General features: G+C 35.7%; 19 protein-coding genes and 1 pseudogene. 19 read left to right on the top strand and 1 reads right to left on the bottom strand.

The window, feature by feature from the left end; translation table 11 throughout:
- Window positions 1-12 precede the first annotated feature (12 nt).
- The 10 genes and pseudogenes from scpB to VIG73_RS14835 all read left to right on the top strand — a co-directional run bounded on the left by scpB (window position 13) and on the right by VIG73_RS14835 (window position 9,733).
- The gene (scpB, locus tag VIG73_RS14880) at window positions 13-606 is read left to right on the top strand and encodes an SMC-Scp complex subunit ScpB (RefSeq protein WP_331643434.1); all 594 of its coding nucleotides are present in this window, start codon (window positions 13-15) and stop codon (window positions 604-606) included.
- Window positions 607-694: 88 nt separating this feature from the next.
- Window positions 695-1,495, top strand: a pseudogene (locus VIG73_RS14875) (D-alanyl-D-alanine carboxypeptidase family protein); the annotation flags it as partial.
- A 71-nt stretch (window positions 1,496-1,566) separates the two neighbouring features.
- Window positions 1,567-2,154, top strand: coding sequence for a nucleoside recognition domain-containing protein (locus VIG73_RS14870; protein ID WP_331643432.1), 588 nt, complete (start codon window positions 1,567-1,569; stop codon window positions 2,152-2,154).
- Between the two features lie 2 nt (window positions 2,155-2,156).
- The gene (locus tag VIG73_RS14865; protein ID WP_331643430.1) at window positions 2,157-2,684 is read left to right on the top strand and encodes a spore maturation protein; all 528 of its coding nucleotides are present in this window, start codon (window positions 2,157-2,159) and stop codon (window positions 2,682-2,684) included.
- Between the two features lie 62 nt (window positions 2,685-2,746).
- Window positions 2,747-3,487, top strand: coding sequence for a pseudouridine synthase (locus VIG73_RS14860; protein ID WP_331643428.1), 741 nt, complete (start codon window positions 2,747-2,749; stop codon window positions 3,485-3,487).
- A 54-nt stretch (window positions 3,488-3,541) separates the two neighbouring features.
- A complete protein-coding gene (gene resA, locus VIG73_RS14855) occupies window positions 3,542-4,117 on the top strand; it encodes a thiol-disulfide oxidoreductase ResA (protein ID WP_331643426.1) in 576 nt (191 codons plus the stop codon).
- Window positions 4,118-4,141: 24 nt separating this feature from the next.
- Window positions 4,142-5,815, top strand: coding sequence for a cytochrome c biogenesis protein ResB (gene resB / locus VIG73_RS14850; RefSeq protein ID WP_331643424.1), 1,674 nt, complete (start codon window positions 4,142-4,144; stop codon window positions 5,813-5,815).
- A complete protein-coding gene (ccsB, locus tag VIG73_RS14845; RefSeq protein WP_331643422.1) occupies window positions 5,812-6,996 on the top strand; it encodes a c-type cytochrome biogenesis protein CcsB in 1,185 nt (394 codons plus the stop codon). Before resB ends, ccsB begins: the two co-directional genes overlap by 4 nt.
- Before the next feature lie 242 nt (window positions 6,997-7,238).
- Window positions 7,239-7,955 (top strand): response regulator transcription factor, encoded by a 717-nt coding sequence (locus VIG73_RS14840; RefSeq protein WP_331643420.1) that lies wholly within the window; start codon window positions 7,239-7,241, stop codon window positions 7,953-7,955.
- Between the two features lie 2 nt (window positions 7,956-7,957).
- A complete protein-coding gene (locus VIG73_RS14835) occupies window positions 7,958-9,733 on the top strand; it encodes an ATP-binding protein (RefSeq protein ID WP_331643756.1) in 1,776 nt (591 codons plus the stop codon).
- A gap of 337 nt (window positions 9,734-10,070) precedes the next feature.
- Here the strand turns inward: VIG73_RS14835 and VIG73_RS14830 are convergent, their stop codons facing one another.
- Window positions 10,071-10,319 carry a ferredoxin gene (locus VIG73_RS14830; protein WP_331643418.1) on the bottom strand — a complete coding sequence of 83 codons (249 nt, stop codon included), beginning with the start codon at window positions 10,317-10,319 and terminating at the stop codon, window positions 10,071-10,073.
- A 335-nt stretch (window positions 10,320-10,654) separates the two neighbouring features.
- On the opposite strand from VIG73_RS14830, the gene VIG73_RS14825 reads away from it, so the two are divergent.
- The 9 genes from VIG73_RS14825 (at window position 10,655) to sleB (ending at window position 19,136) form a co-directional block, all read left to right on the top strand.
- Window positions 10,655-11,704: a helix-turn-helix domain-containing protein gene (locus VIG73_RS14825; protein ID WP_331643416.1), complete on the top strand. Its 1,050-nt coding sequence runs from the start codon at window positions 10,655-10,657 to the stop codon at window positions 11,702-11,704.
- Between the two features lie 14 nt (window positions 11,705-11,718).
- Window positions 11,719-13,278 (top strand): ATP-dependent DNA helicase RecQ, encoded by a 1,560-nt coding sequence (locus VIG73_RS14820; protein ID WP_331643414.1) that lies wholly within the window; start codon window positions 11,719-11,721, stop codon window positions 13,276-13,278.
- Window positions 13,265-13,831, top strand: a complete 567-nt coding sequence (locus VIG73_RS14815; protein WP_331643412.1) for a CPBP family intramembrane glutamic endopeptidase — start codon at window positions 13,265-13,267, stop codon at window positions 13,829-13,831. The genes VIG73_RS14820 and VIG73_RS14815 overlap by 14 nt, the downstream gene beginning before the upstream one ends.
- An 11-nt stretch (window positions 13,832-13,842) precedes the next feature.
- Window positions 13,843-14,085 (top strand): hypothetical protein, encoded by a 243-nt coding sequence (locus tag VIG73_RS14810; RefSeq protein WP_331643410.1) that lies wholly within the window; start codon window positions 13,843-13,845, stop codon window positions 14,083-14,085.
- 113 nt (window positions 14,086-14,198) lie between these two features.
- A complete protein-coding gene (locus VIG73_RS14805; RefSeq protein WP_331643407.1) occupies window positions 14,199-14,777 on the top strand; it encodes a genetic competence negative regulator in 579 nt (192 codons plus the stop codon).
- Window positions 14,778-14,912: 135 nt separating this feature from the next.
- A complete protein-coding gene (locus tag VIG73_RS14800; RefSeq protein WP_331643405.1) occupies window positions 14,913-16,193 on the top strand; it encodes a Glu/Leu/Phe/Val dehydrogenase in 1,281 nt (426 codons plus the stop codon).
- A gap of 104 nt (window positions 16,194-16,297) precedes the next feature.
- Window positions 16,298-17,287: a YpdA family putative bacillithiol disulfide reductase gene (locus VIG73_RS14795; RefSeq protein ID WP_331643754.1), complete on the top strand. Its 990-nt coding sequence runs from the start codon at window positions 16,298-16,300 to the stop codon at window positions 17,285-17,287.
- A 279-nt stretch (window positions 17,288-17,566) separates the two neighbouring features.
- On the top strand, window positions 17,567-18,241 hold the full coding sequence (gene prsW / locus VIG73_RS14790; RefSeq protein WP_331643403.1) for a glutamic-type intramembrane protease PrsW: 675 nt from the start codon (window positions 17,567-17,569) through the stop codon (window positions 18,239-18,241).
- 106 nt (window positions 18,242-18,347) lie between these two features.
- Window positions 18,348-19,136, top strand: a complete 789-nt coding sequence (sleB, locus tag VIG73_RS14785; protein WP_331643752.1) for a spore cortex-lytic enzyme — start codon at window positions 18,348-18,350, stop codon at window positions 19,134-19,136.

The raw sequence follows: 19,136 nt of genomic DNA, 5'->3' as shown, positions 1-19,136 counted from the left end.
TGTAACGTATTTATGGAATTACCGAGTTATAAAGCTATTATTGAAGGATTACTGTTTGCTAGTGGAGATGAAGGTATAACTGTAAAACAGATTGCGAAGATCATCGAGACAACAGAATCATCAGTTGTACATATTTTACATGAATTAGCTTATGATTATGAACATACAGATCGTGGGGTAATGATGACAGAATCAAATGGGGTATTTTACTTAACGACAAAGCCAGAACACAGTGAGTATTATAAAAAACTACTTGAAACACCGCATTCAACCCAGATGTCGCAAGCTGCATTGGAAACATTAGCCATTATTGCCTATAAGCAACCTATTACGAGAACTGAAATAGAAGAAGTTAGAGGTGTTAAAAGTGATCGACCAGTGCAAACGTTGTTATCCCGTGGATTAATCGAAGAAGTCGGACGCAAAGACGCGATTGGTCGTCCGATGTTATTTGCAACGAATAAGGACTTTTTAACGTACTTTGGTCTCACATCTCTGGATGAATTGCCTCCATTACCTGATGACCTCACGAAAGAAGATATTGAACAAGAGGCACATTTGTTTTTCAAAAATATGGACGAAGAAAATAAAAGTTTTACAGAGTAAACCTGGGTCACTTTAGACAGTGAACAGGTCTTTTTTTTGGACAAGTCTATCATAACCGAATAAAAAGAGCATAAAATATACAGATGACATGACGAAGGGGGCAACGGTTTTGAGTCGATTTGTTCTGTTTCTAGTTGTAACTCTCTTATACTATTCATCTGTTGTATATGCTCAATTACCTTTGCAAATATCTGCTGAACATGCAATCTTAATAGAGCAAAAAACAGGAGATGTCCTATTTGAAGAACGTGCCCATGAGAAGAAACCAATTGCCAGTATAACAAAGATTATGACCGCAATTATTGCGATTGAATCAGGTAAAATGTCCGATATTGCTATTACAAGTAGACGAGCTATATATACTGAAGGATCTTCTATCTATTTAGAACAAGGAGAGAAAATGACCATTGAAGACCTAGTTTACGGATTAATGCTTCGTTCTGGAAATGATGCTGCTGTTGTTATTGGTGAACATATTGGAGGTAGTGTTGAAGGTTTTGTTCATTTAATGAATGAAAAGGCAAGATGGCTCGGTATGACTAATACACATTTTGATAACCCACATGGTCTTCATTCGGACAACCATTATTCAACAGCATATGATATGGCATTATTAATGCGGTATGCGATGGATAATGAAACGTTCAGGACTGTGTCGGGCATGGATTCATATCGTGCTCATACACGGACGTATAGTTGGCAAAACAAGAACAAATTATTAACATCTCTTTATGAAAAATGTACTGGCGGAAAGACAGGATTTACAAAAAAGGCAGGGCGTACATTAGTGACAAGTGCGAAAGAAAAGGATCTGGAGTTAATTGCCGTTACATTAAATGCAGCAGATGATTGGAATGATCATATTTCTATGTATGAATGGGGCTTCAAACATAAACATGGCGATACATTTTTAAACGATGCCCTTGAAATATTCCAGCAAATAATAAAGGTGGGTGAAAGATGGTAAATGTTATTTGGGTTATGATGCTAGTGATTGGTATTATTTATGCCCTTTTTAATGGTACGCTTGAAGAAGTCAATCAAGCGATCTTTGAAAGTGCCGACCAAGCAATTAGCCTTGTCATTCAATTAATGAGTGTATTAATCTTTTGGTTAGGGATTATGAAAATAGCTGAAAGAGCTCATATTCTTAAGGCATTGTCATCATTTTTTCGTCCACTTATTACGCGTTTATTTCCAGAATTACCGAGAGATCACCCAGTCATTGGGTATATTTTATCAAATATAACAGCCAATATATTTGGTCTTGGGAATGCTGCAACACCTATGGGAATTAAAGCGATGGAAGAAATGCAAACTTTGAATCAATCAAAAGACACAGCCTCACGTTCAATGATTACTTTTTTAGCTTTAAATACATCGGGGCTTACATTAATTCCAACTACTGTTATTGCGATCCGGATGCAATATGAATCGACGGCACCGACTGAGATAGTCGGGACTACCATCATAGCGACGGTTATTTCAACCATCTCAGCGCTTTTATTAGACCGCTTCTTTTATTATCGAAGTGTTTGGAGGAAATAACGGTGAGTATCATAACAACGATTAGCTTAAGTATTATTCCGTTATTTATTTTAATTGTCTTATTGGTGGCTACTTGGAAAAGGTTACCGGCTTACGAGCTATTTGTTGAAGGTGGTAAAGAAGGGATAACGCTTGCCATATCGATTTTACCCTTTTTATTAGGTATGTTAGTAGCGATTACCGTTTTACGCAGTTCAGGTGCACTGGATGCGTTTATTCAGTTAATAACACCATTATTAAGTTGGTTAGGCTTTCCTCCCGATATTGTTCCTTTAGGTCTAATTCGCCCTGTTTCAGGGACTGCTGCCTTGGCAATGACGACAGAATTAATTCAAACACATGGACCAGATTCATTTATTGGCCGGCTCGCTTCAACCATGCAAGGAAGTACGGATACAACATTATACATATTAACGATTTATTTTGGAGCAATTGGAATTAAAAGAATACGTTACGCTCTTAAAGTTGGACTACTCGCCGATTTGATTGGTATAATAGCTTCAGTAATCGTTGTATCATGGATATTTTAGGGAAATACAGCGTTAACTTATGTTAACGCTATTTATTTTGTATATAAAGAAATGGTGATAAAATGGCAGATTCAAGAATCAGATTACAAAAGGCAATTGCTGAGAGTGGTGTCACATCGAGGCGAAAGGCAGAGAAGCTGATCGTTGATGGAAAAGTAAAAGTTAATGGTATTACGGTGACAACATTAGGAACAAAAGTCTCAAAGAATGACGAAATTGAAGTAAATGGTATAAAATTAGAAAAAGAAGAACCTGTTTACTTTATGTTTTATAAACCGCGAGAAGTGATTTCGAGTGTGAAGGATGAAAAGGACAGAAAAGTTGTTCTTGACTTTTTTTCTGAAGTAAAGGAGCGTATTTTTCCAATTGGTCGCTTAGATTATCAATCATCGGGGTTGCTTTTATTAACAAATGATGGAGAGTTTGCTAATGTGGTGATGCACCCCAGGCATGGTATTGAAAAAGTTTATATTGTGAAAGTGAAGGGGATTCCTCATAAGCGCGAACTTTTTCAAATGAAGAAGGGTGTACGTGAGGGACGCGATCTACTAAAAGCTCTACGTTGGAAAGTCCTGTCAACAGATGCAAAACAAAAGACAGCTATTTTAGAAATCACATTAGGAGAAGGGAAAAATCGCCATATCCGTCGCATGATGGATGTGCTAGGTTACCCTGTACTAAAGATTAAACGTGAAAAATATGGTTTATTAACATTGGATGGCCTCCATCCAGGCGAATATCGACCGCTTACTCCTAAAGAAGTCAAACAGATGTGGAGCCTTGGAACAAAAAATGTTAAATAATCGCCATAATTTCTACTACGTTTGAGTGGTATAATGGTTCGAGGAGTGATGTGCATGAGTTTAGAACAACGTAAAGCAAAAAAAGCACAGAAAATGAAGAAACGATTTATTTTTCGTTCTATCATATTAATCGTGATGCTGGCTGCTATTGTGTATGCATTAGTCGCTAATTTTAACAAGGATAAATCAATTTATCGAGCTGGTGATGTAGCACCTGATTTTAAATTAGAACAAATCAACTCACATAATGAACTAGAATCGATACAGCTGAGTGATTTAAAAGGAAAAGGAGTCATGTTAAATTTCTGGGCAACGTATTGCAAACCATGTGAAGCAGAAATGCCATTTATGGAAAAACTCTATCCTGAATATAAAGAAAAAGGGATTGAAATCGTTGCCGTCAACTTAGATGTAAATACATTGGTCGTTGATCGATTTATTGATAAATATGATTTAACTTTTCCTATCCTCCCAGATCATAAAGAACAAGTAATGGATCTATATAAAGTTGGACAACTTCCTAGTACATTTTTTATTGATGAAAGTGGTGTCATTGTAGATAAAGTGGATGGTGCACTCACACTTGAAAATTTAGAAAAGCAATTTCAAAAGATTTTACCGAAAAAATAATCATAACAAGTTATGAGGGATAGAATGGATAAGATTAAATGTGATTGTGGCCACGTAAACCCAGAAGGAACGGTCCTATGTGAGGCATGCGGAAAACCGATAGAGGGAAACCAACATATCGATGGAAATGATCATAAAAAGCTATTAAATATGCGTTATGAAGGTTCCGCAAGGCGTTCCAAAACATATACCAATTCAATCGTTGATAAAATTTGGTCCTTTTTTTCCTCTGTCAAGGTCGGTGTTTGGTTAATTGTCATTGCTTTAATTGCTTCGGCCTTAGGGACTATTTATCCTCAGGCACAATATATTCCACCTGAGGCTATCTCACGTGATCCAGCGGTATATTATGAAGCAACCTATGGACTGACAGGGAAAATTTACTATCAACTCGGTTTTCATGAATTATATAGTTCATGGTGGTATATGATTTTGCTCGCCTTAATTGGTGTTTCGTTAGTCATATGTAGCTTGGATCGATACATACCGTTACGCCGAGCATTAAAGAAACAAAAACCAAAGCGTCATGAAACATTTATTAAACGTCAACGTTTCTTTAGTGAGACAGATGATGTCACCAAAGAAGAAATTAAAAGAGTTAAGGAAAACTTAAAACAACAACGCTATCAAATTTCCGAAGAAAATGGACATGTTTTAGCCGAGAAAGGCCGATTTTCTCGTTGGGGTCCATATGTCAATCATATTGGATTAATTATAATTCTAATTGCAGCACTTCTACGTCAAACACCTCTGCTCTTTTTGGATGAATATGTTTGGGTGAGAGAAGGAGAGCAAACGGTTATCCCGGGAACAGATGGCGAGTACTATATTGAAAATAAAAAATTCATCCTTGAAACATATAGTGAAGAAGATGGTGAAATTTATAAGAAAGCACTCGAAAAGCAGGAAGAAATGGTCCCTAAAAACTTCCAAACCAATGCGGTTATTTATAAGAAAAAAGGGGAAGCTGTTGTTGGTGCTGAACCAGAATTAGAAGTTGTTAAAGAAACGGAAATTCGCATGAACGAACCAGCTAAGATTGGTAATGGTTTTACCTTATATCAGGCAGGTTATCAGTTGAATGAATTTCATACGATGAGTTTTAAAGTACATCGGACAGATGACAAAAATCAAGAAGCTTTAGCAACATTTACAGTTAATATGAATGACCCAGAATCCATATATGAATTCGATGATGGATTAAAAGTTAAAATTGATCAATATTATCCTGAGTATGAATTAGATAATGGCGAACCACGTTCAGTATCAAAGTTTCCTAGAAACCCGGCATTTGTCTTTCTAATTTATCCTCCAAATGAAACAAAGCCAGAGGTAAGCTTTGTTGGTATTGGTAAAAATATCGACCCAACCAATGAAAATGAATATAAACTTGGAATTGTCGATTTTGATATGCGAAATGTCAGTGGATTAACCGTACGAAAAGATTATACATTACCTGTCTTTATTGTAGGAGCATTGATTTTCATGATTGGTGTCATACAGGGAATGTATTGGCAACATCGTCGTATATGGATTCATCCAAAAGGGAAAGGCGTACTTTTAGCAGCACATACAAACAAGAACTGGCATGCATTAAAACAAAACATTGAAAAAGCTCTCGCTAATACGTCGTTAAATATTGTTGAGGACCAACAAGAATTAGATAATGATGTTTCGAAACAAGGAGGAGAATCATGAATTTATTACAGTTTAGTAATGGGATGCTATACGCATCATTTATCTTGTACTTAGTCGCAACTGCTTTCTTTGGCGCAACAATTAAGCGGAAAAAAGGCGCCCAAAAAGGGTTGTCTGAAAAAATTGCGGTTACGCTAACAATCATCGGATTTTTAGCTCAGCTTACCTATTTTGGTACTAGATGGGCAGCTAGTGGACATGCTCCAGTAAGTAATATGTTTGAATTCGTTACAGCATTTGGTATGGCAATGGTACTAGCATTTATTATTCTATACTTTATGTATCGTCTAACGGCACTTGGACTATTTGCTCTTCCAGTTGCTCTTACAGTGACAGGTTATGCGAGTATGTTTCCAAGTGACGTGGCGCCACTTGTACCATCATTACAAAGTCATTGGCTAACAATCCATGTCATAACGGTTGCTCTATCAATCGGGATTTTATCAATTAGTTTTATCGCAGGGTTAATTTATTTAGTCAAATTTGTCGATCAATCAAGCCGAAGCAAGCAAACAACTTGGTTAGAACTAGTTTTGTTTACGATATTTGTATTCATTGGCTTTATCGTTGTCTCAGTCACATTCAATGCAATTGGCTATGAAGCTAAATTCCAATATATAGATGGAACGAAAGAAGTAACGACTGTTTATGAGATGCCACCTTTAGTTAAGCCACATGAAGGTGAAGCATTAACCCCTGAAGCAATGAAAGCTTGGTTCCAAGCTCCTAGTTGGATGTTAGGGAAAGATGCAGGTCGTAAGTTTAATACATTAATTTGGTCCTTTATGGCGGGAGGACTAATCTATTTAATCGTTCGTTTAGCTGGCAGAAAGCGTGTTGGTGCATTATTACAACCAATGTTAAAGAAAGTTAATTTAGATCTTGTCGATGAGATATCATATCGTGCAGTGGCTATTGGATTTCCACTCTTTACACTTGGAGGCTTGATTTTCGCCGCCATTTGGGCACAAATTGCTTGGGACCGCTTCTGGGGCTGGGATCCAAAAGAGGTTTGGGCATTAATTACTTGGTTTTTCTATGCCGCATTTTTACACTTACGTCTATCAAGAGGATGGCATGGGGAAAAATCAGCATGGCTTTCAATTATTGGATTTGCCATCATAATGTTCAACCTAGTCGGCGTTAACTTGTTATTAGCTGGATTACATTCTTATGCCTAAGTTAAGAGACGTATCATGATAAAAAAGGATGGCCTCATGTGTAATTCACACGAAGTCATTCTTTTTTCTTATACATTTCTAATATATTCGTTTATACTAGTACATAAAGGCTTAATTACTAAGACCTGCGATAATATGTCAAGAGAAAAACAAATAAATATTTGGTTATTTCACGGAACGTCAGAGACATTTGACATATTATGAAAGTAATGCCTAAACATACAATACGAGGGGGATTTGTTGTGGAGAATAATGCACATATTTTGGTAGTGGATGATGAGGAAAGAATCCGCCGCTTACTTAAAATGTATCTTGAACGTGAAGATTTCATTATAGAGGAAGCTGAAAATGGGCAAGAAGCACTAGAGCTTGCTTTAAAGAAAGACTTTGATCTCATCTTACTAGATATTATGATGCCAGAAATGGACGGGATAGATGTTTGTCAAGAACTTCGCAAAGAAAAGAATACCCCTGTCATTATGTTGACAGCAAAAGGCGAGGAAGCAAATCGTGTACAAGGATTTGAGGTAGGAGCCGACGATTACATCGTTAAACCATTTAGCCCGCGAGAAGTTGTCTTACGTGTCAAAGCTATATTACGTCGGGCAACGGCAGCCGATTATAATCAAATGGATGCACAAGCAAAAAATGTTTTAGTATTTCCACATTTAACGATTGATCATGATGCACATCGTGTAACAGCAAATGATCAAGAAGTAAATCTAACACCAAAGGAATATGAACTACTGTGTTTCTTAGCCAAATCACCAGATAAAGTATTTAATCGCGAACAACTACTAAAAGAAGTATGGCAGTATGAATTTTTCGGGGATTTAAGAACCGTAGATACACATGTTAAGCGTTTACGTGAGAAACTAAGCAACGTATCTAAAGAAGCAGCAAAAATGATTGTCACCGTATGGGGTGTCGGATATAAATTTGAGGCGGATGATAAGTAATGATGTTTTGGCGAAGTGTTGTAGGTAAACTAGCAGTAACAATCTTATTGCTAGTTTCTTTTGTTTTATTTATCTTAACGATATTGTTGCTCGAGTTCTTTGAAAATTTTCATATCGAAGAAGCGGAAAAGGACATGCTACAAACAGCTATGAAAATATCGGTTATGGCAGAGCAATATCAAGATCATGATTTAATTACCGATACAACAGAGCGTGTCAAAGATCCATCAAGCAGGATTGTTATTTATTTTCCGGATGGTGGTGTATGGGTATCTGGAAGTAATGATGAACATTTAGGGTTATTGAGCGAAAACTGGATCGTTGAACATGCAGATCAAACAGAATTATTAGGTGAAGAACGGAAAGTTAAAAAACAAGTAAAGCTACCTGATCAAGATATGGGAGCATTTTTAGTAGGGACAATTACAAATGACAAAAAGACTGCAGTCTTTATTTACCAATCGCTTGCTGTTATGGATCAAACAAAACATGAAACGACAAAGATTATTCTTTTAGCAGCAGGTATTGCTATTATATTAACGACGATTTTTGCCTTCTTTTTATCAACTCGAATTACATCCCCTCTGATTAAAATGCGTGAGGCGGCATTTGACTTAACAAGAGGTGAATTTAATACGAAAGTACCTATTTTAACGCATGATGAGATTGGTGAATTAGCAATGGCGTTTAACCGTATGGGTAGACAACTGAAATTTCACATTAATGCGCTTCGTCAGGAAAAAGAACAATTAACGAGTATTTTAAGTTCAATGGCTGATGGTGTTGTGACATTAAGTCGTAATGGAAACATGATTGTAACAAACCCTCCAGCAGATCGCTTTTTTGATGATTGGTTTTATGAATATAATTATCCGCAAAGAGAAACACAACGAACATGGCCTAATGAATTAAATGATGTTCTTCAAGAAGTTATTCAAGGTGAAAAAGAAGTGCTTAGAGAAATTAGTTTACAAGGCCGTAGTTGGGTCATGATTATGACACCATTATATGATCAATCATATGTACGTGGTGCAGTCGCGGTTATTCGGGATATGACAGAAGAAAGGCGTTTAGATAAACTAAGAAAAGACTTCATTGCCAATGTGTCACATGAATTACGAACCCCGATTTCGATGTTACAAGGATATAGTGAAGCAATCGTTGACGACATTGCTGAAACGAAAGAAGAAAAAAATGAACTCGCGCAAATTATTTATGAAGAATCGTTGCGCTTAAGTCGACTCGTAAATGATTTATTAGATTTAGCACGAATGGAAGCGGGGCATATCCAATTGGATAAAGAGCCTGTTGATTTGGAAGATTATATGGGTCGCATTTCGAGGAAATTTAAAGGCGTTGCTGAAGAAAATCAGATTAAACTTGAACTAAATCAAGACATCAAGGAAAAGATAGCTGTATTTGACGTTGATCGCATCGAACAAGTTATGACGAACCTCATCGATAATGCGATTCGTCATACGTCTGAGGGTGGTTTTGTTGTCGTTGATGTGTCACACCACGATGAGATGCTTGAGGTTTCAGTAAAGGACAGTGGCAGTGGTATCCCAGAAGAAGATCTACCATTTGTCTTTGAACGGTTTTATAAAGCAGATAAATCAAGGGCCCGTAAAAAGAATGCAAAAGGGACAGGGTTAGGATTATCCATTGCTAATAATATTATTCAAGCACATCAGGGGACGATTACTGTTAAAAGTAAAGTTAATCAGGGGACTACTTTTACATTTAAAATTCCAGTTAATAATACAGAAGACGAGTAAAAATAAATGCGGCTAGGCTGGAATAATAATAATGTGCTGACTCAAAGACGAACATTGTACTATTCTAGCGGAGAAAATATACGTAGACTCCTGGTCGGCTAGGTATGGCCACATCCTGTGGCCTACGCCGACACTAGACGCACAGTCTGTCGCGGGAAAGAGGCATCGGTGAGACTCTGGAGTCGAGTAGGCTCACCAACAGCCCGCTAAAAAGCGAAGTATAATTGTGAAGCGGTTTATATGCACTTCGTTGGGATCTTTATTTGATAAAAGATTTTGTCCCTGAATCATTTGTCAGATGCTTTAGCATGTGACATGATATACTAAACGATGTTATTCATTCATATTTATTTGGATTACCATTAAATGGCTTTTTACATATTTTAATTGAAGCACTTGGACATGATTCATACGCATCCATCACGTCATCCTGTAATGATTCAGGAATTTGTTTTATACCTTGATTTTCATCTATAATAACTTCAGATAAACCATCTAAATCATAATCAAATACGAGGGGACAAGCTACTCCACAGACCCCACATGCAATACATGTTCCCTTATCAACAATGGTAAAGAGACTCACTGACGGTACAACCTCCTATAAAAGCACTGAAAAAATATATAATATGAGTGAATTTGATAATGTCTAGTCCTTACAGAAAAAGGATTTCAAAATACAATAAAATTCAAAGACCCTGAAACAAATTTTTTTTCAAAATAAGGTTTACTCCGGACCCGCATTTGAAAAAACAATCTTTAACTTTATTTTGTTCAACTACCATTCTATATTCTTTAAGGAAGTTCTTTATTCTTTGTATCTATTATCAAATTACTTCAGTGTATCTATTATTATAAAATGAAGATTGGTTTGTGTCTATTAGTCAATATAATCCAATGCAAAGGAAGGAAAGTTGTCTCGTGTATTTTGATAGTTTGTTTTTATATTGCCAAAAGCAAATCAATACCAATCGTACGTCATCAGCTATTTTTCGTTTGTTGAAAGGGTTTAAAGCCATCCAAACTTTACAAGATGCAAAGCTATTTCAAGTACAACGATTTTATGGTGTTTACCCAAACTTAACAGAAAAGCAATATGAAAATAAAATCGAACAGCTCATGAAAAAGAAATTAATCGTTAACGTAAAATCAACGAAACATATTATTAAATTAACTGATACCGGCGCAGCTAAACTACATGAAAATCGTCATCTACTTCATTTTAAAATGCTTAATGGCATGACGTATCACAAAATAGATGTAATATTTAAGCAAAGATTGCTTTTATATATTCAAACATTATTAAACGCCCAGAAGAATAACTTTAACTTTATCCCGATTATTGATTCAAGTCCAATTACCGAATGGGTGCGTACATATTATTATCAAACAAAACAAAATCTGGATCAGATTCACCTTAAACTATACGGGGAATTAATGCATTTATTACAATCATTGCCTGATCAATGGGCAGCCATTTTTGTCGATCGTTTAACAGGTTTTCAAGCTTATGGTTTAAATACGTTTCAGTTAGCGAATAAATATCAACTCGCTACCGAAGACATACCAATTATAGAAAAATCAATTACCCACTATATGTTAGCAACTATTAATCACGATAATCGGTCCTTCCCTATTCTATCAGCATTTATGAAGCGCCATCATGCAAACATAGCGATGACGATGTCAGCTAAAAAAACATACGGGCTTCTTAAACAAGGCTATTCGCTAGAGCAAATTGCTCAAATACGATTACTTAAGAAAAGTACAATTGAGGATCATATCATTGAGATCGCACTAAATGATGTAACTTTTCCTTATGAAACATATCTATCAGCAACAGTTATGAATGAAATCAGACAAGCAATTCACGAAACAAAAGGATATAAATTAAAAGATATCAAAGACAAATTACATGAAGATATCAGCTATTTTCAAATAAGACTATATTTGGCAATAGTAAATGAATAATCAGGTGATATGAAATGGGCGAAAGGTACGTAAAGAAAAATTTAATAAAACATCTTAACGATTATTTCGGTTATGATTCGTTTCGCATGGGGCAACGTGAAATTATTGAAGATGTTCTTCGGGGCGAGGATGTTCTTGGTATATTGCCAACCGGATCTGGTAAATCAATTTGTTATCAACTTCCCGCCCTACTATTAGAAGGAACGACGATTGTTGTATCACCATTAATAGCTTTGATGATTGATCAAGTGAAACAACTGAAAGCAAAACAGATTAAACGTGTCGTTGCAATTAATAGTTTTATGACACCACAGGAACGTTCAAAGATTTATCGGCAATTAAATCACTACCAATTGATTTACGTGTCACCGGAATTATTACAACAAGAAGATTTCATGTTTTATTTAAAGAAGCTTTCAGTTCAATTATTTGTAATCGATGAAGCACATTGCATTTCCCAATGGGGACATGAATTTAGACCAGATTATATGAAGTTACAACATATTATTCAATTATTAAAGAAGCCTACTGTTTTGGCATTGAGTGCAACGGCTACACCTCATGTCCAAAAAGATATCATCACGTCTTTAGGACTTACAACGATGGTAAAACATATATATCCAATGGATCGGGAAAACATTGTCTTCTTAGTTGAAAAATTGCATCATCGTGATGAGAAAACAACTTATATTTTAGATGTTTTAAAACGTTTCGAAGTGCCTACATTAATTTATTTTTCGAGTCGGTATGATGCAGAACAGATGACCCATACAATTATGCATGAGCTTCCAGATGTACCCGTTGCATTCTATCATGGAGGAATGGAACAGATTGATCGTATAACCGTTCAACAACAGTTTATGAATGATCAATTAAGGGTCATTTGCTGTACGAGTGCTTTTGGTATGGGGATTGATAAGAGTAATATTCGTTTAATCGTTCATTATCATTTACCTAATCAACTAGAATCCTATGTCCAAGAGGCGGGTCGTGCAGGTCGCGATGGCAAGCAAAGTATTAGTGTTGTACTCTATACGGCAGAAGATGAATTTTTACCGAAGCAATTAATAAAAAACGAACTCCCTACAGAGGAAGAAATCCGGTATATATTTTATCTGTTATATAAATTGTATGAACAAAAACAGGCACTCCCAACTCAATCTGACCAATTAGCACTATTGTTTCAGCTTAATGAAGTCCAATGGCGCTTTCTTTATGCTCAACTAGAAAAACATGGTATGATTAAAGAAAATACAATTATCTATGAAAAAGAACGATGGAAACGGGCCTATACAAAGATTAAACAATCGACTACTCAAAGATTACGTGTAAAAACGGCTAAATTGCAACAAATGGTAACGTGGATTCACGAAAAACAATGTTTACGTCATGCACTCTATAAACCATTTCAATCAAACTATACAGAACCTGAACAAGATTGTTGTAGTCAATGTGGCTTTTCTATCGTTGATTGGAAAGTCAATCATTTCGAGAGAGAAAAGATGTCAGCTAAAACATGGCAACAAGCATTAAAAGAAATGTTTTTCATAGGAGATGAAGATGAAACAAAGTGAGATCATTAAACAACTAAGTGATCAAGAACTCAAAAAATCACTATTATTAACACAACTATCCATACTTATTTTTTCGATTACTATTAGTATGTTTGTTTTTGATCAAATGACGGATTGGTTTTTACAAATAAAATGGGATCTTGCAGAAATCTTTTATTATGGTGTCATTCCAGGTATTATCATTATATTATTTGATATCATACTCTTTTTAGTTGTACCTAAAAGACATCTAGATGATGGTGGAATCAATAAGCGCCTGTTTAAAAGTATGTCTTTTATTGAGATTTTTTTATTTACTTTACTTATTGCTATAGCGGAAGAAGCGTTGTTTAGAGGTGTTTTGCAATATACATTAGGATACGTCATTGCTAGCATCATTTTTGCTCTTGTTCATATTCGATATTTAAGAAAACCAATTCTATTTCTTTCTGTTGTACTTGTAAGTTTTTTTCTCGGTTATATATATAAATTAACTGGGAATTTATTAACGGTAATTACAGCGCACTTTCTTGTAGACTTTATATTAGGTCTTTTTATCCATTATAAAAGATGAGGTGTATGTCAATGAATGATGTACAAGATGATCAAATCGAGCTATCGAAAGAATTAGAAGATAACCACAGAGATATTAAGAACGAAAAATCACCTGATGAGATTGATGTGTTAAATTTACCACCACGAAGTGTTGTTCACCGAGATCATGGTAAGACACGTATAAAGCTAGGAAAACCGTTGTTACGCTTTCTTACCGTTGTCGTCGTCATTATGTTGTTAATCATTGTTGTTGTACGTTTAAATATTATTTAAATGTTATGGAATACTGTTCAAATACATGTAAATAACATATAATATAACAAATACAATTTAGTTGCAGGACTTTGAGACAAAAAACAGTTTGTCTTTGCTAAGGAGGGTGCTGTATGAGGATAGAAAGAGTATCACCAAATCAGTTTACGATTTTTCTTACATTTGATGATCTGTTGGAGCGTGGCTTCACAAAAGAAGATCTTTGGTACGATGCTGTGAAAGTTCGTAATCTTTTTAGTGATATGATGTATGAGGCAAGTTCAGAATTAGGTATTGAATTAGAAGGGGAACTTGTTGTTCAAGTTCATTTAATGCAGGCCCAAGGAATGCATGTCATTGTGACACAAGAAGTAACAGATGTTGAATGGGATGAAGAGTTTATCGAGATGAAAGTTACCTTAGATGAAAGTGAAGAGCTCATTTTTTCATTCCATGATTTTGAAGATATGATTAATGTAGCGGGATTATTATCTCATCAATCGATTCAAGGTGGGCAAGTTTTTTATTTCGATCATCGTTATTATTTGCTTTTAGAGGAATCTGATTTAAATGACCATGATAAAGATGATATCATTGCTATTTTGTCAGAATATGCAACACCGAGTATTATTACCTCGCACCGTTTATTAGAATATGGAAAAATGATTTACCAAAATGAAGCAATTCAACAAATTCACGAGAATTTTTACTAAACGAATAAATTCTTTCGTTTTTGACGGAGAATAATTGAGTTGTGTTGATTGCAATATTATAATGAAAGTGTATACTAATGCTTGAGTAACGCATTAGTAAACGATTATTTAAAGATAAATTTAGGAGGTAAATTCATGGTAGCCGATAAAGCAGCAGACTCTCATAATGAAGATAAAAAGGAAACGAGTATTCTAACGTCAACAAGGTCTGTCATTAAAACCGCGTTGGATAAGTTGGGTTACCCTGATGAGGTTTATCAATTATTAAAAGACCCCGTTCGTATGGTTACTGTTAGAATTCCAGTTCGCATGGATGATGGTTCCGTTAAAGTTTTTACAGGGTATCGTGCTCAGCATAACGATGCAGTCGGACCAACAAAAGGTGGCGTACGCTTTCATCCTGATGTGACGGAAGATGAAGTTAAAGCTTTATCGATTTGGATGACTTTAAAAGCTGGAATTGTTAATTTACCATATGGTGGTGGTAAAGGTGGGATTATTTGTGATCCCCGCGAGATGTCTTTCCGTGAATTAGAAGGATTAAGCCGTGGCTATGTTCGTGCTCTTAGCCAAGTAGTTGGACCGACAAAGGACATTCCTGCACCGGATGTTTTCACCAATTCACAAATCATGGCATGGATGATGGATGAATATAGTCGGATTGATGAATATAATAGTCCTGGCTTCATTACAGGTAAACCGATTGTATTAGGAGGCTCGCATGGTCGAGAGACTGCTACGGCAAAAGGGGTTACAATTGCGATTAACGAAGCAGCAAAAAAGCGAGGCATTGATGTTAAAGGTGCCAGAGTCATTATTCAAGGATTTGGAAATGCAGGAAGTTTCCTCTCTAAATTTTTATATGATGCAGGTGCTAAAATTGTAGCAATATCGGATGCGTATGGTGCACTTTATGATCCAGAGGGATTAGATATTGATTACTTATTAGACCGGCGAGACAGTTTTGGAACAGTAACGACATTATTCGATAATACAATAACAAATCAAGAAATGCTTGAATTGGATTGTGACATTCTTGTTCCAGCTGCTGTTGAAAATCAAATTACTGAGAAAAATGCCGCTAATATTAAAGCTGAAATCGTCGTTGAAGCTGCAAATGGCCCAACAACAATGGAAGCAACTAAGATTTTAACTGAACGGGGTATTCTCCTTGTTCCTGATGTTTTAGCATCATCAGGTGGGGTTACCGTCTCATATTTTGAATGGGTACAAAATAATCAAGGATATTATTGGTCTGAAGAAGAAGTAGAAGAGAAACTCCACGAAACAATGGTATCCGCTTTTAATACGATTTATGATTTAGCAGAGACACGACATGTTGATATGCGTTTAGCAGCGTATATGGTTGGAGTAAGAAATACAGCCGAAGCTTCTCGTTATCGTGGCTGGGTCTAATGTTATATGAATAAAAAACTCTTATCTAATCTTAGCAAGATCGTGATAAGAGTTTTTCTCATAATCTAGAAAATGTTTATGATAAAGAAGGAAGTGCTTTATTGATGCAAAAAGAAGAAGTCATCATTATCGGTGGTGGGCCATGTGGCATGTCCTGTGCAATCGAACTACAGAACATCGGTATGAAGCCACTGATTATTGAGAAAGGAAATGTAGCGAATACGATTTATCATTTCCCTACACATCAAACTTTTTTTAGTTCAAGTCATAATTTAGAAATTGGTGGCATCCCTTTTATTAATGAAAGACAAAAGCCTGTTCGTATTCAAGCACTAGCATACTATCGTGAAGTAGCAAAGCGAACAGAATTAAATATGAATACGTTTGAAAAAGTGACTCATATAAAGAAAAATGTGGATTCATTTGTTGTTACAACGAAGAAACGAAATGGAAAAGAAAAGATGTATCAAGCTAGATATGTAGTCGTTGCAACAGGGTACTATGATCAACCCCATTACATGAATGTACCGGGTGAAGACTTACCTAAGGTCTCACATTATTTTAAAGAAGGTCATCCTTATTACGATAAAAATGTTGTCATTATTGGTGGTAAGAATTCTGCTGTTGATGCAGCATTAGAACTTCATAATGCTGGTGCAAGTATCACAGTTTTGTATCGCGGTCATGACTATTCTAGTAGTATCAAACCATGGATTTTACCGGACTTTGCTTCATTAGTACGTAAAGGAATTATCCGAATGGAATTTAATGCCCATATTACTAAAATCACTGATTCTTCTGTTTATTACGAGCAGGCTGGTGTTGAATATGAAGTGAAAAATGATTTTGTATTTGCAATGACAGGCTATCGACCAGATATGACCTTATTATCTCATGCAGGGGTTACCATCAATCATAAAACCGGGAAACCTTTATATGATGAACTAACATTTGAGACAAATGTAGAAGATTTATATGTAGCAGGTGTTGTGGCATCAGGGAATAATAATAATGAAATATTTATTGAAAATGGTCGATTTCATGGTGCAGGCATTGCCAAATCGATAAAAGAAAAACAATCGATTAAGAATTAATAGCTAGGACAAATCACCAGTGAATGTAAAAAGAAATTGGGTAGTCTATCTTGAGATGGAATCACTTAGCCTCTTTTTATTTTAATTAGGTGAATCTACTTCACGGTGAATACGATAATGAAATTAAGTAACAAAAAAAGGTTCCAATCTCTAAAGACCGATGATTGGAACCTATTTCTTATTATTTTTGGTTAGTAATGCCCAGCTACATTTTTTGTATGTTCAATTCTTGCATATCATGGTACGATGGTATTAATGAGTATGAAAGAGGGAGAAAACATGATTGCTGTTTTGTCAGCGGGTATTGCTCCAGCAATAGCTTTGATGGCTTTTTTTTACTTAAGAAAACATTATAGCGAACCTCTAACTTTGATCGTCAAAACATTTATTTTTGGTGCCCTGCTTGTTTTTCCTTTAATGTTCTTACAATATGCGTTTAAAACAGAATTGTATTTAGGACCACTATTTCATGCTTATATTGTTAGTGGAATGACTGAAGAGTTTTTTAAATGGTTTATCTTTATGTATGTCGTGTATCAACATACTGAATTTGATACACATTATGATGGCATTATCTATGCCGTTTCAATTAGTCTCGGGTTTGCCAGCTTGGAAAACATCATGTACTTATTAAGCCATGGCATTGAATATGCGTTGACACGTGCGATTTTCCCTGTTTCTTCACATGCTTTATTCGGCGTGATGATGGGCTATCACTTTGGTATAGCAAAAATTATCAAACGACGTCGAACATGGAATATATTTTTAGCGTTATGTTTACCTTTCTTTTTACATGGCACTTATAATTATATTTTGCAGACAAATAATGAGTATTGGCCATTTATCCTCGTTCCTTTTATGATTTTTCTTTGGGCAGTTGGTTTATATCGAGTCAGAGTCGCTTCTAAAGAGATACAGAGCGATGCTTATAATCAAGAAATCACCGTCAAATAAGATGGTGATTTTTTTTATGAATAAAAATCTTAATTTCTCAAAAAATACAATATACCAATGGACATCTGATAGGAGGATTTGTATGGTTTTTAGACCATTATTTTATATGTTGATTTTAGGGACGATTATGTTTAGCTCTGCATTATTTATACCACAGTATACAAAAGCTTTTAGTCCACAAGTAATCCAACACGGTGCTGTTGGGGATGATGTCATTGAATTACAAGCACGCTTACAGTATTTAGGTTTTTACAATAAACAAATAGATGGGGTTTTTGGTTGGAGTACGTACTGGGCACTGAGAAATTTCCAATATGAGTTTGGGCTAAACATTGATGGGCTAGCTGGTCAGACAACGAAGGATAAGTTAGTAAAAGCCAGTCAATACAATGAACAAGACGTAAAGGAAAAAGTTCGTTCAGGAGATAAATTTACGCATTACGGAAAAGAGGGAACTAAAAAAGATACAAATAAACAACAGCAAGAAACTACACCATCAACACCACCAACGACTCCAGCAGTAAACGTTCCGAATGGTTTTTCACAAAATGATATTAAACTATTAGCTAACGCGGTTCATGGGGAAGCACGTGGTGAACCTTATGAAGGACAGGTTGCTGTTGCTGCTGTTATATTGAATCGAGTTCAAAGTCCAACATTTCCAAATACGGTTTCAGGTGTAATTTTTGAACCACGTGCTTTTACAGCTGTCGCTGATGGACAAATATGGTTAACACCAAATGATACGTCAAGACGTGCAGTTTTAGATGCCATTAATGGCTGGGACCCATCCGGAAATGCCCTTTATTATTTTAATCCGGATACGGCAACATCACCTTGGATTTGGACAAGGCCTCAAATCAAGCGGATTGGGAAACATATTTTCTGTAAATAG

It is taken from the genome of Cerasibacillus sp. (genome assembly GCF_036516575.1).
In the GTDB taxonomy this organism is placed as follows: domain Bacteria; phylum Bacillota; class Bacilli; order Bacillales; family Amphibacillaceae; genus Cerasibacillus.
Note: the sequence above shows the minus strand (reverse complement) of the source record. Positions and strands in the feature narration are given on the sequence as shown.

What these genes read in the sequence shown, in the direction of transcription:
- VIG73_RS14810 (WP_331643410.1), top strand. Translation starts at nt 13,843, where the DNA reads ATGAATGATGTACAAGATGATCAAATCGAGCTATCGAAAGAATTAGAA.
- scpB (WP_331643434.1), top strand. Translation starts at nt 13, where the DNA reads ATGGAATTACCGAGTTATAAAGCTATTATTGAAGGATTACTGTTTGCT.
- VIG73_RS14800 (WP_331643405.1), top strand. Translation starts at nt 14,913, where the DNA reads ATGGTAGCCGATAAAGCAGCAGACTCTCATAATGAAGATAAAAAGGAA.
- prsW (WP_331643403.1), top strand. Translation starts at nt 17,567, where the DNA reads ATGATTGCTGTTTTGTCAGCGGGTATTGCTCCAGCAATAGCTTTGATG.
- VIG73_RS14815 (WP_331643412.1), top strand. Translation starts at nt 13,265, where the DNA reads ATGAAACAAAGTGAGATCATTAAACAACTAAGTGATCAAGAACTCAAA.
- VIG73_RS14820 (WP_331643414.1), top strand. Translation starts at nt 11,719, where the DNA reads ATGGGCGAAAGGTACGTAAAGAAAAATTTAATAAAACATCTTAACGAT.
- ccsB (WP_331643422.1), top strand. Translation starts at nt 5,812, where the DNA reads ATGAATTTATTACAGTTTAGTAATGGGATGCTATACGCATCATTTATC.
- VIG73_RS14835 (WP_331643756.1), top strand. Translation starts at nt 7,958, where the DNA reads ATGTTTTGGCGAAGTGTTGTAGGTAAACTAGCAGTAACAATCTTATTG.
- resB (WP_331643424.1), top strand. Translation starts at nt 4,142, where the DNA reads ATGGATAAGATTAAATGTGATTGTGGCCACGTAAACCCAGAAGGAACG.
- VIG73_RS14795 (WP_331643754.1), top strand. Translation starts at nt 16,298, where the DNA reads ATGCAAAAAGAAGAAGTCATCATTATCGGTGGTGGGCCATGTGGCATG.
- VIG73_RS14870 (WP_331643432.1), top strand. Translation starts at nt 1,567, where the DNA reads ATGGTAAATGTTATTTGGGTTATGATGCTAGTGATTGGTATTATTTAT.
- sleB (WP_331643752.1), top strand. Translation starts at nt 18,348, where the DNA reads ATGTTGATTTTAGGGACGATTATGTTTAGCTCTGCATTATTTATACCA.
- VIG73_RS14860 (WP_331643428.1), top strand. Translation starts at nt 2,747, where the DNA reads ATGGCAGATTCAAGAATCAGATTACAAAAGGCAATTGCTGAGAGTGGT.
- VIG73_RS14805 (WP_331643407.1), top strand. Translation starts at nt 14,199, where the DNA reads ATGAGGATAGAAAGAGTATCACCAAATCAGTTTACGATTTTTCTTACA.
- resA (WP_331643426.1), top strand. Translation starts at nt 3,542, where the DNA reads ATGAGTTTAGAACAACGTAAAGCAAAAAAAGCACAGAAAATGAAGAAA.